The organism is Saprospira grandis (genome assembly GCF_027594745.1).
Taxonomy (GTDB): domain Bacteria; phylum Bacteroidota; class Bacteroidia; order Chitinophagales; family Saprospiraceae; genus Saprospira; species Saprospira grandis.
On sequence record NZ_CP110854.1, the window covers coordinates 3,550,325 to 3,564,740 of the forward strand.

The following is a 14,416-nucleotide window of genomic DNA, read 5'->3' on the forward strand; positions in this document are numbered from 1 at the left end:
GCCAAAGGGGGAGAGTTTATCATCTAGGGGGAAAAGGGGGCGCTCTGGGAAATTCAGAATACTATAAAATAGATGGATGTTTAGAACTGTTGTTGGGCTACTATTATTAGCCATAAACCTTAATGCTCAAGATTTAAGCACTAAAACTTTTTCGGAACAGTTGTCGGATTTAAAGTTAAGCAATATTAAGTCTGGACTTTTAATGACTGCTAGTCGAAATGACACGCTTTCTGCCTTATTTTACAACTCAACATTTAATGAGTTGCATAAGGTTGATTTGGCCTCTTTAGTCAATCCTGAGCAGAAAATGTTTTATGTAACTTCAGGCCAAGCTTACTTAAATATGAGGGCTGGTTTCCTGAGCTCAAAGCTGCTCACTACTTATGAATTAGGAGATACTGGGGAGCTCATATACCTCATTATGCAAAAACAATATCATTACCACGATAGTCAGGAGAATGCTTGTGAATTGAGTAGGATTTTATATTATTCGGATCGTCGTGGAGTATTTAAAATAGAAGATTTAGAAACAAAAAATATAGAAGATTGCAAGGCATTAAAATGGTTGTATTTAGCTGGAGATTTTCACAGCAGGCTTTAATGCGAGTTTTAGCACTACTTACTTTTTTCGTTTTGCCTTTTTGGGCAAAAGGGCAGGGGGTAGATAGTTTGTTGATGCAAGCTAAATTATTAACGGTTTCTGCATATCGTCAGCTTCCAAAAGATAGTCTTTTAGCGTTGTTGCAGCAGCAGCCTGCAGAGATTTATAAGGCGAAGAAATTAAAGGGCTTTTATTTGATTAAAATCAGTTCGAAGCAAGCAGCGGATAGTTATAATTCCTGTGTTTTTTACTTAGTGTATGAAGAGCGGCGGCGGCAATTTTATCGAATAGCAGGATTTGATCAGCGAGAATATTCAGCCTTTAGAAGGCGAGTTCGAGTGCGGCGTTTATTTTGGGGCGAGAAAGCGATTCGTAGAGATTTTTCGGGGCATTTTCCAAGAAAGCAGAGTCGGAGGGTAAATTGTGCGGAGGAGATGGAAAAAGAAATAAAAGTATATTAGTTGTGTGGAGATTTGTGATTTACTTTTTCTTTTTGTGGCCAGCCGCTTTATTGGCTCAGGATAGCTTGTCTAATACGTACTTTAAGGCCAAATTACTTTGCTTGGGCTCTACTGCTTATGCCTCTTATGCAGATGGCATTGCGGCATTAGATGCTGCTAATATGCAGTGCTTGAGGGGCCCTAAATTTCCCTCTGTTTTGTTGTTTCGCATTCAATTGCAAGACGCTGCAGCTCCTCATTATGTAGCCTATGACAAAAAACGAGATCTCTTTTTGAAAGTAGCAGGATTTAAGAAAAATCAGGGAATCGCTTTCTTTAAAGTTTTGGAAAGAGATCAGCCTATTATATTAGAAATAAAGGCATTGGAAACTTATTTTGGCCTAACTCAACAAGATTTTAGCGCCAAAGACTGGAGGTATTTGAGGCGAATAGGGTTTTCTGAAAAAGAACGTACTTTTGTTGAGCTTGATTTGGAGTAGTTGGGGCCTAAAATCCTCAATCTGACCTATTAAAACGATAACCTAATGCAAAACACAATCAAAATTACAAGCTTAAACTCAACTGTTTTAGAAATTGAGTTATTAGATATATTATCTAATATAGATACTCCTGAGAAGTATAAATGGTCTATTTTGTGGCTGGAAGCCATGGCCAAAGATGAAGATTTCCCTATGCTGGATTTTGAAAAGAAGGTTAATGAATCTAAAAATGGGCAGTTCACTTCATCGCAAAACCTTATTGAATTAGGAGAAGCATGCACACAAATTATAGAGATTTTGCTGATAGCCGATATGGACAGAAATAAATTGAAGAGATACGAAAGTGATTCTGAAATGAAAAAATCATGTCAATATTGTATTGAGTTGATCGATTCATCTTTCTGGGAGATTACATCAAAAGACGAAAACTTCTTGCTTAAATTAAGGGAAAAGTTTGATTTAGTACGGAGCAGCTAGGCAAAACGATTAGGGAATTAAATTAAATATGAAAGATCTAGAACATCCATTATTAGCGCCCTTTGCTGCTGATTTTAGCTTAGTGGAGGAGGCTAGAGGAAAGGGAATAATTGAATATTTCCATTTAGCTCAAATTAAAAATTATCGGGCTACTTCTTATCTAGGAAATATCGCTTGGGATACTTTTGAGACAGCCTACAACCTTAAATGGGATATACTAGATGTAGACGATATTACTGCTCGTTTGAAAAAATCGCCTTTGTCTGAATATGAGGAGGTATTTTTACAATTGAGATATGGTAAGCCTATCTTGAAAATATCCACAAGTTCATTTATAGCACATTGGGATGAGATATTATATCAGTCGCTAGAAGGATTTCCATTGGCTACAGCAGATGAAAAACTGTTTTTAGAGTGGTTAAATAATCCTAAATCGATATACTCTAACTTCTTAATCTAATATGGGGCCTCCCGCCTTCGGCGGGCGCTACCTTCGGCAGCTCGCTGTTACTTGCTTCGCTGCGTCGGCTCCCGTTGGTCGGGTCGCTCGGCCCTGCGGCCACTGCTGCACATCGGTTACTCCCGTTGGTCGTCGAACTGCGGCTTCCAGCCTTGTTGTGGCCAGTCGCTTCGCTCCTTCTAGCTGGGGGAATTTAGTACTTTAGCTTTTTCTTAGAAGGGAGGAGCTATAACGGACTTAATATCATACTCTTGTCTTACAAGTACTCAAAAAAAAACCTATGCAAATTTTTTCAATTTGGTTAAAGTTGCTCTTAATGACTATATTGGTTTTTGCCTTTATTTTATTTGTGTCACTATTCATGAAGCCATCTTTTTCTCCAATTTATTCTTATTACTTAGGTGAGGAAGTATATGGAGTTGTGGTTTTAAAGGAGTTAGACAGTTTGCAACTAAGTTTTTCGATAGATAATGATCCATTTATTTATACAAAGAATGATTTAGGAGAGGATTGTCCACCACTTCAGCCAGGAGATGAAGTTTTAATGTACGTATCTACTGTGAATAAATCGCCTTATGTGCCAATATTGGGCGATTTTATTTATTTGAGAAGGTTTTGGATTAACGTTTTGGCAACTAGTTTTGCGCCAATGGTTTTATTTACAATATTTCTTTTTAGATCTCTGATATTAAATGCTTTAAATAAAGAAAAGGAGAACTAAAAGCCCTCTATATTTGACGAATTTTATGATTTTCTGGGGCCTCCCGCCTTCGGCGGGCGCTACGTTCGGCAGCTCGCTGCTCGCTCGGCCCTGCGCAAAAAACAAGTTTTTGCTTGGTCTGCGGCTTTGCCGCACTGCCTACCATCGCTAGGCCGCTCAGCTGTCTTTCTTCTTTGGCGGCTGGGCAGTTTTGCGCCCATGGGCTGAAGCCCATGGTTGTGGGTCTGAGCAAACTGGCGGGCTAAAGCCCTTGTTTGCTGTTTATTACAACTCATTATGGGCCGATGGTTTTAACCTTCGGCTCATTTTTTTACGCTTAGTTTGGCTACTTTTGTTGCTGTAGGTTTCAACCTACAGGTACATATATATCCATCCTACAGGCCCGAAGGGCCGCAGGCCTAGGGGCCTGTAAGGGTGGCCGCGCAGCGGCAGACCAAGGGCGAAGCCCGCAGGGCCGAGCAGACCTGCGAGCCCTGAAAGGGCCCGGCCGCCTTTGGCGGCAGGCCCCAAAAAAAGAAGGTCCAAGACAGCAGTCTCGGACCAGATAGTTAGTGTAGTTAGGAAAGTCTTATGGCCTTAATCATTTTTGTGGATATGCACATCCATTTGAGGGTAAGGGATATTGAGGCCCTCTTCATTAAAGCGATTGTAGATCTTTTCATTCATATCAAAGGTTACGCCCCAGTAATCAGAAGATTTGACCCAAAGGCGAACCGTGAAATTGATCGAGCTATCGGCTAGTTCGGCTAGGGCGATAAAGGGGGGAGCGGGCTCTTGGAGGATGCGCTTATCTTGGGCGATAATATCGTTGAGGACGGCTCTAGTTTTTTGGGTGCTATCTCCATAGCCTACGCCTACGGTAAGGTCTACGCGGCGGTAAGGTTCTGTAGAGAAGTTGGTCATAGAGGCATTAGAGAGGCCGCCATTGGGGATGATAATTGTCTGATTGTCAGGTGTTTTGAGGATTGTGTTAAAGATTTGGATCTCTTTGACCACACCGGTAAAGCCTTGGGCTTGGATAACGTCTCCGACCTTAAAGGGTTTGATGATGAGGATAATTACCCCACCTGCAAAGTTTTGCAGGGTACCCGATAGGGCCATACCTACGGCAAGTCCAGCTGCACCGAGGATAGCGATAAAAGAGGTCATCTGGATGCCTAGTACATTAAAGATACTGAGGACCAAAAGCACCTTGAGGGTCATATTGGTAAGCGAGACGAGAAAAGGGCGTAGGGAGTCGTCGATCTTTTGTTTCTCTAGCATTTTGGCCAACATCTTGGTGGCCTTACCGATAATCCAGAAGCCTACAAAGGCGATTACTGCAGCTCCAAAAATCTTTGGGCTATAGGTAATTGCTAGTTCGGTAACTAGTTTGATAATTTCTTCAATATTCATCATGGAATTTAAAATTAAGAATAAAAGGGTTAGTAAATGGTGTAATTGGTTGCAAGATAAAATAATAAATTGGAGTAACTTTCCCAAAAGGCAAAATAGAGAGGGGCATCTTTGCCGTAGGTCACAGAAAAGCTTAAAAAAACTTTTAGACGGGCTTTTTTTGTAAGCCAGAGCTGATTCTCTATTTTAGCCGCATTGCTTACATGTTGAACAGAGCTTGCTTTGTTCTTATATAAAAACACAGCTAATATGGCCAATGCTTTTTTCAAGATTCCGACACCTAAGAATGAGCCAGTAAAAGCCTATCGCAAGGGCAGTCCGGAGCGGGCATCACTCAAAGCCGAACTGGCGAGATTGAAGGGGCAGGAATTAGAAATTCCTATGATTATAGGGGGAAAAGAGGTGCGCACCGGCAATTTGGTGAGCATTCATCCTCCGCATGAGCTTAAACATACATTGGGGCACTACCATAAGGGAGGGGCCAAAGAGGTAAATATGGCTATTGATGCGGCTTTGGCGGCAAGAAGTAGCTGGGAGAACACGCCCTGGCAAGAGCGGGCGGCGGTATTTCTTCGTGCGGCAGAATTGTTGGCGGGGCCTTATCGGGATCGGATGAATGCGGCTACGATGTTGGCGCAATCGAAGAATGTTTTTCAGGCGGAGATTGATGCAGCCTGCGAGATGGTAGACTTTTTCCGTTTTAATGCGGCTTATTTGGAGCAGGTATATAGCGACCAGCCCAATTCGGCGGCAGGGATTTGGAACCGTTTGGAGCATCGTCCTTTAGAGGGCTTTGTCTTTGCGGTAACGCCCTTTAACTTTACCTCTATTTGTGCCAACTTATGTGCAGCTCCTGCTCAGATGGGGAATGTAGTGGTTTGGAAACCTTCTGATACGCAGATTTACTCGGCCAAAGTGATTATGGACCTCTTTATGGAGGCGGGCTTGCCTGCTGGGGTGGTCAATATGGTCTTTGCAGATGGTCCTGTAGCGGGAGAGGTATGCTTTAAGCATCCGGAGCTCTCTGGCTTGCACTTTACGGGCAGCACCAAGACCTTTCAGTATATGTGGAAGACCATTGGGGAGAATATTCACAACTATCGTTCTTATCCTCGTATTGTTGGGGAGACAGGCGGAAAGGATTATGTTTTGGCCTATAAAGATGCCAAAGCGGATCAGGTGGCTACGGCCCTTTTGCGTGGTGCATTTGAGTATCAGGGGCAGAAGTGTTCGGCAGCATCGAGAGCGTATATTCCGCAGAGCTTGTGGCCTGCAGTAGAAGAGAAGCTAGTTGCTGATCTGAAGACTGTAAAAATGGGGACTGTAGAAGATTTCAGTAACTTTGTCAATGCCGTAATTGATGAGCGGGCCTATGATAAAATCACGGCTTATATTGAGCAAGCCAAAAAAGATGAGGGCGCAGAAATCATTGCTGGGGGCAATCATTCTAAGGAAGAGGGCTACTTTATTGAGCCTACCGTAATTGTGGTTAAAGATCCTCATTATGTGACCATGAAAGAAGAGCTTTTTGGTCCAGTAATGACCATCTTTGTCTATGAAGATGAGGAATTGGATGCCACTATTGAGGCCTTGGATACCGCTTCTCCTTATGCTTTGACGGGGGCTATCTTTGCTACAGACCGTTTGGTGATTAACGAATTGATTGAAAAGCTTCGTCACACAGCGGGTAATTTTTATGTAAATGACAAGCCAACTGGAGCCGTTGTTGGTCAGCAGCCCTTTGGTGGTGGTCGTGCATCGGGAACCAATGACAAGGCGGGTTCTTACCTCAACTTGTTGCGTTGGGTTTCTCCACGTACGATTAAGGAGACCTTTGTTTCTCCTACAGACTACCGTTATCCTTTCTTGGAAGAGTAGGCTAAAGGCTTAGCAAAATAAATTATGGCCCACTACAACGCTTTGTAGTGGGCCTTTTTTGTAGCTAAAAGGGGCATTTGCTGTTGTCACTTTTTAGCGCAGATAATATTTTAAGGACTTATATTTGAACCAAATTAAAATAGCTTCTGTATATTTGTTTCGCAAAAAATAAGACAGGCCCAAAAAAGGAGGTGATCCACTTATGCAAATCAAACTTTATATTGCTCAATCATTGGATGGTTATATTGCTGGCCCTAATGGGGAGTTAGACTGGTTGGAGGAACTGCCTAACCCCAAGGGAGAAGATTTTGGCTACACTGATTTTTACGACAGCATTGACCTTTTATTGATGGGCCAAAAAACCTATGCGGCTATTTGTTCGTTTGGGATAGCGTGGCCTTATCAGGGGAAGCCAACCTTTGTATTTAGTCGGGCCGAGGAACTTTCTTCTGCCCAGCCAGACTGCCGACATTTAAATACGCTAGATGCTCCCACTATAGCGAGCTTAAGGCAGCTTAGTAAAAAAGGAATTTGGTTAGTGGGGGGCGGCGCCTTGATTCGAGAGTTTTTGCGTTTAGGCGCTATTGATGAAATGATCATTTCTATTATTCCTCGTTTGTTGGGGGAGGGGATTCCTTTATTTCCGGCTACTTATCCGGCTATGGACTGGCAGTTGGAGAAAACAGAAACTTTTGCCAATGGAATAGTCAACTTACACTACACTAAAGTGTAATTGATCACAGAAATATAGGCACTATGGGGCCTATTTTAATAAACGACTAATTTTACTACCTAATTTAACTTTGAGTATGAAACAGCTTTTACCTCTGCTGCTTTTTTGCAGCCTGAGTTTCAGTTTGTGGGCCAACAACCTACAGATTAGCAATGTGACGCTAACCAATGACTCCACCTTGACCTTCAGCATTAGCTGGGAGAATAGCTGGCGCCTAGATGGAACCCCTCCTTATAACCATGATGCCGTTTGGCTTTTTGTAAAGAAGCGAGATTGTGCTTCTAGCCAGTGGAGCCATACCGATTTGAGTGCTACTGTAGGAGACCATAGTACTGGTAGTCCCCTAGAGGCCTATGTAGATGGCAAGGACAGCAGTTCGGTGGCCAAAGGAATTTTTGTTCGTCGCAAAACGGATGGCGTAGGGAACATTAGTAGTGTAAGTGTTTCTTTGCGCATGGTGGGCTTGATTCCCGGCCAGTTTGATTTCCGTGTATTTGGGATTGAGATGGTGAATATTCCCGAAGGCGCCTTTTATTTGGGCGATGGGGCTGTATCTGGTTCTTCTTTTAGAAATGGAGCAGCTACAACACCTTATCAAGTAACCTCTGAGGGCGCAATTGCCTATGGGAATACGGCCGGAAAGCTATATGCTTCTTCTAGAGCAATTACTGCATCAATTGCTGCTGATTTTCCTAAAGGTTTTGCAGAGGTATACTGCATGAAGTATGAGATTTCTCAGGGGCAGTATGTCGATTTTGTGAACTCTTTGCAGTCAGATCAGGCGGCAACTAGAAGAGTAACAGGTTCAGCAACTAGCCGGACCAATATCTCGGGTAATTGGCCTGTGATTGTAGCCAATACGCCTCACCGAGCTATGGGCTATTTGGGCTGGGCCGATATGTTGGCTTATTTGGATTGGGCAGCTTTGCGTCCCATGACTGAATTTGAGTATGAAAAAATTTGCCGTGGTCCTGTTACTCCTGTTGCTGGAGAATATGCTTGGGGCTCATCTGTAGTGACTGATGCGAATACTTTGATCAATGATGGTACGGCTACAGAGACTGCTTCTAATACTGTTACTGCAGGTGGTGGACTTTGCAACTACGGAAACAGCAGTGTTGGTGGTCCTATGCGTTGTGGTTATGCCGCTAAGCCAGGTACTAGTCGTCAGCAGGCGGGAGCTACTTATTATGGCGTAATGGATATGTCGGGTAATGTTTGTGAGCAGGTAGTACACTCATATAGTGATGGAAAAGACTATAAGGGAGAGCCTGGTGATGGAGAAATTTCTACTCCTCCTAATGCAGGACATGCCAATCAGGCCTCTTGGCCTCGTCCAGAGGCAGCTATATCTGCAAGTACGGCTCCTGGTCGAATGCTTCGCGGAGGTAGTTACTATATGACTCCGGTTTACTTGCGTGTTTCTGAGCGTTATTACGGAACGACCTATGCCGATGATGGTACTCGTCTAAATTATATTGGAGGCCGTGGCGTCCGTTAAAAAACTTATTCCTTATGCGATATATTTATCTCTTTTTATGTTGCTTCCCTTTTGTGCTTTATGGGCAATTTGTTGGGGGCAGCGGTTCTGGGGTAGACAGTTCGGGAATAGGTGGATTTGCTTGTAGTAGTTTTACGAGTTCATCGGTAAATGGAGGTTCTGGGCATGCGCAGGCCATGCTGGCTGCGGCGGTCAACTGTATTCAGTTTACAGGAGATAGCAGTTCGGGGCAAAATCAGGCGATGTTGGCTGCGGCGATCAACTGTATACAGTTTACAGGAGATAGTCTTTCTGGCCAATCCAATGCCTTTATGCCTGCGGCAATTAACTGTCTGCAGTTTTCTGGTGAACGAGCTTCTGGTGCACAGTACGCTTATTTGGACGATGGGCTGTCTTGTCCTCAGTTTTTGGCCTCGGCCTCTGGGGGAAGTGGAACCTACAGCCGTTCTTATGCTGATGACCAAGGAGCTTGTGCCGTAATTAGCTTGTCTACAGTAATTGTCTTACCCATAGAGGCCTCTCCGCTTTATGCAGAGAAAGAGGGCCAAAAAGGGCGATTACATTGGCAAACCTTTGCCGAAATTGGCTGTGAGGGTTTTGAAATTCAGAAGAGCCGAGATGGCTTGAATTGGGAAGTTTTAGGTTGGGTAGCTGGACAAGGCTATAGCCAACAAACGACTTCCTATGAGTTTTGGGACGAGCAATTGCAGCCCGGTATTCAATACTACCGCTATAAGCAAGAAGATTTTGATGGCAGCTTCTACTATTCTAACTTAGTCGCTATAGACTATCAGGAAGGTGCATTGAATCCGAATGTGTTTACGCTTTATCCCAATCCTAGTCGAACTGGATCTCAGATCAATATTGATGGCTGGCTGAATGAAGACTTAGCTATTGAATTGACTGCCGTAAATGTACTGGGCCAAAAAATCTGGTCCGAAAAGGTACCCTTTGCCCAAGGGCGATACACTTATAATTTACCCGCTGTTTTTGAGGCTGGAAATTATTGGTTGGTCCTTTCTGTCCCCGAAAAGGGATTCCGAAAGGTGTTGCCCTTTGTGGTGATTCGATAATATGTAAAAGGCGCCCAATTGGGCGCCTTTTTTTTGTCCTTCTGCCTCTAGCAGGCCCGAAGGGCCGCAGGCTGAGGGGCTGTAGCAGGGCCGCCGCAGGCGGCAGACCTAGCGGGCGTAGCCCGCGCAGGGCCGAGCGAACAGCGAGCTGCGGAATGGCCCGACCCGCCCAGAGGGCGGGGCAGCCCCAAAAAAAAGGGACCCCAAAACTGGCGTCCCTTATCTTAAGTTATTGGCTAAGCGATCTATTTGTGATCAGGCAAATAGAGCTTTCCGTTTTCTACAAAGCGGCCCAAAACGATGCGCTGCACCTCTGAGGTTCCTTCATAGATTTGTGTAATTTTAGCATCGCGCATGAGGCGTTCTACATGATATTCTTTAACGAAACCGTAGCCACCATGCACCTGAACAGCCTCTACAGAGACCTTCATAGCCGCTTCTGAGGCCGCAAGTTTGGCCATAGAGCTAGCCATATCGTACTCCATGCCTTGGTCTTTGAGCCAAGCCGAGCGATAAACCAACATACGGGCTGCTTCTACCTGCATGGCCATATCGGCCAATTTGAAAGAAACGCCTTGGTGCTTGATAATAGGCTTGCCAAAAGCCACTCTTTCTTTGGCATAAGCAGCGGCCAACTCATAAGAACCGGCGGCAATACCGAGAGCCTGGGCAGCAATACCGATACGTCCACCAGAAAGCGTTTTCATGGCAAACTTAAAGCCGAAGCCATCCTCGCCTACGCGGTTTTCTTTAGGTACTTTCACATCATTGTACATGATCGTATGCGTATCAGAAGAGCGGATACCAAGCTTGTCTTCCTTGGCGCCAACAACAACACCATCCCAAGAAGTTTCTACGATAAGGCAGTTGATGCCACGGTGACCCAATTCAGGATTAGTTTGTGCAATTACCAAATGGAGCTGAGAAGTACCGCCGTTGGTAATCCAGTTTTTGGTTCCGTTCAAGATATAATGGTCGCCCATATCTACAGCAGTGGTGCGCTGAGAAGTGGCATCAGAACCCGCTTCGGGCTCAGAAAGGCAAAAAGCGCCAATCCATTCGCCAGTAGCCAATTTTGGCAAATACTTTTGCTTTTGCTCCTCTGTGCCAAAGGTTTCGATTCCCCAGCAAACCAAAGAGTTATTAACAGACATAACCACTGAGCAAGAGTTGTCAATTTTAGAGAACTCTTCCATGGCGATGGCATAAGAGAGAGAATCCATTCCGCCTCCCCCGTATTTGGGGTCGACCATCATGCCCAGAAAGCCCATTTCACCCATCTTTTTCAAGATTTCTGTGGGGTGAGTCATATTGCTATCACGCTCAATAACACCGGGTAGACATTCTTGACGGGCAAAATCTCTAGCCGCCTCTCTTACAGCCAAATGCTGTTCGCTTAGTTCAAAATTCATATCTGTTGTTCAGTTTTATTTTTCGTTTCAAGACTTTTCTGTCCAATTTTCGCACAAATATAACTTCTACAGACAAGATGAACAAATAAAATTAGGATGGCTTGCCTTTCTTTGACTCATTCTAAATAAGCTTTATCGCATGACTTTGACATAAGTATGCAGCCAGCGGTCGTAGAACATTTGTTTGTTGGCTTCTTGGCTCCCATTTATCCAAAGACCAAGGCTAAGGAGCAGCCAAAAGAAGAGAAAGGGCTGAAATTCATCAGAAATGTAGCTAATAAGAATATAAGGAAAAAAGAGCAGGCCCACTTTAAGGCTGTTGCGTTTTAGGCTGGTCCAAAAATCGAGTCGTTGGTTTTTTTCATCCACTACTCTTAATCCCAATAACCATTTGACGGGGGTGGCCCGCATAGATGATTGCTCAAAAACGGTACAATAAGCTAAGGCCAAGGCCACTTTTAGGGGCAAGCCATTAATGACTTCTCGCCATAAATTAACTGGCGTACTCCCCACATAAGCCAGATGATCCCATTCTTCTTTGGCCAAATTTTCGGCTTGTAAGCGCCCCAACATGCCATAAAGACAGTCGTTTTCTATGCCTCTCGCTAGCCAAAGCAGCAAGACAACAGCCATGAAATCAATGATTAAGGACAAGGTTCGGAGGGTGTAGCGTGCAGGATATAGTTGTGTTTTGCTCATAAATAATCCACTGTTTTGAGGCGGCAGTAATTCTTGCCTCTATGTTATAAAAAAGCGAGCAAGGACGATTAAATCCTTGGCTCGCTGACGTTATTGTCGGTTCCATATTATTTTTGCTTTTGCTTAAGCAATTATACATTCTAGGCTAACTAGCTTATAAACTTAATAAAAAAAAGGCAATTTTTGTTCTTTTTCTAAGATCTATTTTTTGGGGCCTGCCGCCTGCGGCGGCCGGGCCCTTTCAGGGCTCGCAGGTCTGCTCGGCCCTGCGGGCTTCGCCCTTGGTCTGCCGCTGCGCGGCCCCTTTTCAGGCCCCTAGGCCGTCGGCCGCTGCGCGCCCTCCTCTAAACGCAGAATTTTTTGGCTTAAACCCTTTCTCTTTTTTGCTGTTCAAAAGCTGTTTAAAAAAATAACTTATCGCTACTATGAAATATAGCATCTTTTGGCACCGCAGAGATCTTCGCCTAAATGATAATGCGGCTTTGTATCAAGCGCTCAAGGCGGGCGGCCCTGTTTTGTCTATCTTTATTTTTGACCAAAATATTCTAGAGGATTTAAACAATCGCCAAGATGCGCGAGTAGATTTTATTCATCAGGAGTTGCAGCGGCTGCAAAAGGAGCTGCGAGAGCTTGGCAGCGATTTATTGGTCCTTTATGGCCGCCCAAAAGCAGTCTGGACTCAATTGCTGCAAGATTGGCCCATTGAGAAGGTCTATACCAACCGAGATTATGAACCCTACGCCAAAAAAAGAGATGCCGCCATCGCCGAACTTCTCCAAAAAGAAAATATTCCCTTGCTAACCAAAAAGGACCATGTCATTTTTGAAGCGCTAGAGGTAGAAAAGAAAACTTCTGGTCCTTATACCGTTTTTACCCCTTATAGCAAACAATGGAAGGCCAAGTTGGACAGCAAAAAAACAGCCGCAGGCGAATCCTTTTATCTGCAATCTTATCCCAATGAAAATTATCAACAAAATTACGCTAGCCTCCCCGGCAATTTTGAGATCCCCAGCCTAGAAAGTATGGGCTTTGCGCCCAGCCAACTAAATTTCCCCAGCCGATTGCTCAAGCAAAAACGCATCAAAAAATATGAGGAAACCCGAAATTTTCCCGCTCTAGAAGAGGGGACTTCTCGTTTGGGCCTGCATTTCCGCTTTGGGACCATCTCGATCCGTGAAAAGGCCCGAAAAGCTCAAAAACTCAATGCTACTTACCTCAATGAATTGATCTGGCGAGATTTCTATGCGCAAATTTTGGCCAATTTTCCCCAAGTGGTCGGGCAGAGCTTCCGCCCCCAATACGACCAAATCGAATGGCGCAATAATGAGGAGGAGTTTGAGGCCTGGTGCCAAGGAAAAACCGGCTATCCCTTGGTCGATGCCGGAATGCGAGAGCTCAATGCTACGGGCTATATGCACAACCGAGTACGGATGCTGGTGGCCAGCTTTTTGTGCAAACATTTATTGATTGATTGGCGCTGGGGAGAAGCCTATTTTGCCGAAAAACTACTCGATTTTGATTTGGCCAGCAATAATGGCGGTTGGCAATGGGCCGCAGGCTCTGGCACCGATGCCGCCCCCTATTTCCGCATTTTTAGTCCCGAAAGCCAACTCAAAAAGTTTGATGCCGAGCTGAAATATGTCAAAAAATGGGTGAAAGAATATGGCAGCCGCCACTATCCTCAGCCCATTGTAGAGCATAAATTTGCTCGGCAGCGTTGTTTGGCCACTTATAAATCTGCACTAAATCAAGATAATGCCTAAATCCTCTATTTATCAGCAGCCGCTTTATTGTTTGCCTGGCTTAGGAACCGATCATCGGATTTTTGAGCAGCTTTTGCCTTTGCTCCCCTTTGAAGATGTTCGCTTTTTGGATTATAAAGAAGAATATTGCCGCCCGGGCAAGGGCTGTGATGATTATCTGGCCCATTTGCTGCCGCAATTGCAAAGTGAATTAAAAGCAGGAGAGCAACCCAATTTTATGGGCCTTTCTTTAGGAGGATTATTAGCGACTCGTTTACAGCATCATTTTCCAGACAGCCAATTGATTTTGGTCTCTACCATTAAAACCAATGATGAAGCGCCCTTTATTTTTTCTTTGGGCAAAATTTTACCGCTTTATTGGTTGGTTCCCGCCATCTTTAGTTGGGAGATGGTGCCCAGAATTAGTTATTGGGCGGGCGTGATTTCTGATAAAGACGGTTATGAGCTCTACAAAAAAATGTTGCGAACTTGGACCCCAAAAATGCTGCGCTGGGCCCGCGATGCTGCCGTTCATTGGTCCAATAGCGCCCCCGCTGGCCAAGTTTTGCATATTCATGGCAAAAAGGACCATGTTTTTCCCGCCAAAAAAGCACAGGCAGATTATTGGGTAGAAGACGCTACACATTATATGATTGTCTCTCATGCCAAAGAAGTAGCCCAACATATTAAGGCCCATTTTGGCTAAAGAAAAGGAGCCGCCAGCTTTAAAGCTGGCGGCTCTTCTGCTCAACAACCAAAAGGCTAAAGAAAAATTAAGCCTTTA

15 protein-coding genes are annotated in these 14,416 nt (G+C 44.4%); 12 read left to right on the plus strand and 3 right to left on the minus strand.

Annotation, left to right across the window (positions count from 1 at the left end; genetic code table 11):
* Positions 1 to 76 precede the first annotated feature (76 nt).
* From OP864_RS13990 to OP864_RS14015, 6 genes are all read left to right on the plus strand, one after another.
* Complete coding sequence (locus OP864_RS13990; protein ID WP_270098775.1) at positions 77 to 601, plus strand: hypothetical protein; 525 nt, start codon at positions 77 to 79, stop codon at positions 599 to 601.
* Positions 547 to 1,062: a hypothetical protein gene (locus OP864_RS13995; protein WP_270098776.1), complete on the plus strand. Its 516-nt coding sequence runs from the start codon at positions 547 to 549 to the stop codon at positions 1,060 to 1,062. Before OP864_RS13990 ends, OP864_RS13995 begins: the two co-directional genes overlap by 55 nt.
* A 2-nt stretch (positions 1,063 to 1,064) precedes the next feature.
* Entirely contained in the window at positions 1,065 to 1,541 is a 477-nt protein-coding gene (locus OP864_RS14000) for a hypothetical protein (protein ID WP_270098777.1), read from the plus strand.
* A 45-nt stretch (positions 1,542 to 1,586) separates the two neighbouring features.
* Positions 1,587 to 2,018, plus strand: a complete 432-nt coding sequence (locus OP864_RS14005; protein WP_270098778.1) for a hypothetical protein — start codon at positions 1,587 to 1,589, stop codon at positions 2,016 to 2,018.
* A 28-nt stretch (positions 2,019 to 2,046) separates the two neighbouring features.
* Positions 2,047 to 2,478 carry a hypothetical protein gene (locus OP864_RS14010; protein ID WP_270098779.1) on the plus strand — a complete coding sequence of 144 codons (432 nt, stop codon included), beginning with the start codon at positions 2,047 to 2,049 and terminating at the stop codon, positions 2,476 to 2,478.
* Between the two features lie 280 nt (positions 2,479 to 2,758).
* A complete protein-coding gene (locus OP864_RS14015; RefSeq protein ID WP_015693836.1) occupies positions 2,759 to 3,199 on the plus strand; it encodes a hypothetical protein in 441 nt (146 codons plus the stop codon).
* Positions 3,200 to 3,775: 576 nt separating this feature from the next.
* Here the strand turns inward: OP864_RS14015 and OP864_RS14020 are convergent.
* On the minus strand, positions 3,776 to 4,597 hold the full coding sequence (locus tag OP864_RS14020; protein WP_041329737.1) for a mechanosensitive ion channel family protein: 822 nt from the start codon (positions 4,595 to 4,597) through the stop codon (positions 3,776 to 3,778).
* A gap of 246 nt (positions 4,598 to 4,843) precedes the next feature.
* Here OP864_RS14020 and pruA point away from each other — a divergent pair, with 246 nt between their 5' ends.
* The 4 genes from pruA (at position 4,844) to OP864_RS14040 (ending at position 9,779) form a co-directional block, all read left to right on the plus strand.
* Positions 4,844 to 6,472 carry an L-glutamate gamma-semialdehyde dehydrogenase gene (pruA, locus tag OP864_RS14025; protein ID WP_015693840.1) on the plus strand — a complete coding sequence of 543 codons (1,629 nt, stop codon included), beginning with the start codon at positions 4,844 to 4,846 and terminating at the stop codon, positions 6,470 to 6,472.
* Positions 6,473 to 6,674: 202 nt separating this feature from the next.
* Positions 6,675 to 7,205 (plus strand): dihydrofolate reductase family protein, encoded by a 531-nt coding sequence (locus OP864_RS14030; RefSeq protein WP_270098780.1) that lies wholly within the window; start codon positions 6,675 to 6,677, stop codon positions 7,203 to 7,205.
* Positions 7,206 to 7,281: 76 nt separating this feature from the next.
* A complete protein-coding gene (locus OP864_RS14035) occupies positions 7,282 to 8,706 on the plus strand; it encodes a formylglycine-generating enzyme family protein (RefSeq protein WP_270098781.1) in 1,425 nt (474 codons plus the stop codon).
* 14 nt (positions 8,707 to 8,720) lie between these two features.
* Positions 8,721 to 9,779: a T9SS type A sorting domain-containing protein gene (locus tag OP864_RS14040; protein WP_270098782.1), complete on the plus strand. Its 1,059-nt coding sequence runs from the start codon at positions 8,721 to 8,723 to the stop codon at positions 9,777 to 9,779.
* Between the two features lie 245 nt (positions 9,780 to 10,024).
* Here OP864_RS14040 and OP864_RS14045 read toward each other — a convergent pair whose 3' ends face one another.
* Both OP864_RS14045 and OP864_RS14050 read right to left on the minus strand, forming a co-directional pair.
* Positions 10,025 to 11,191, minus strand: coding sequence for an acyl-CoA dehydrogenase family protein (locus OP864_RS14045; RefSeq protein WP_270098783.1), 1,167 nt, complete (start codon positions 11,189 to 11,191; stop codon positions 10,025 to 10,027).
* A gap of 132 nt (positions 11,192 to 11,323) precedes the next feature.
* Positions 11,324 to 11,890 (minus strand): RDD family protein, encoded by a 567-nt coding sequence (locus tag OP864_RS14050; protein ID WP_270098784.1) that lies wholly within the window; start codon positions 11,888 to 11,890, stop codon positions 11,324 to 11,326.
* A gap of 425 nt (positions 11,891 to 12,315) precedes the next feature.
* Between OP864_RS14050 and OP864_RS14055 the strand changes: the two genes are divergently transcribed.
* Entirely contained in the window at positions 12,316 to 13,653 is a 1,338-nt protein-coding gene (locus OP864_RS14055) for a cryptochrome/photolyase family protein (protein WP_270098785.1), read from the plus strand.
* Positions 13,646 to 14,338, plus strand: coding sequence for an alpha/beta fold hydrolase (locus tag OP864_RS14060; protein ID WP_270098786.1), 693 nt, complete (start codon positions 13,646 to 13,648; stop codon positions 14,336 to 14,338). The genes OP864_RS14055 and OP864_RS14060 overlap by 8 nt, the downstream gene beginning before the upstream one ends.
* The last annotated feature ends 78 nt before the right edge of the window (positions 14,339 to 14,416 follow it).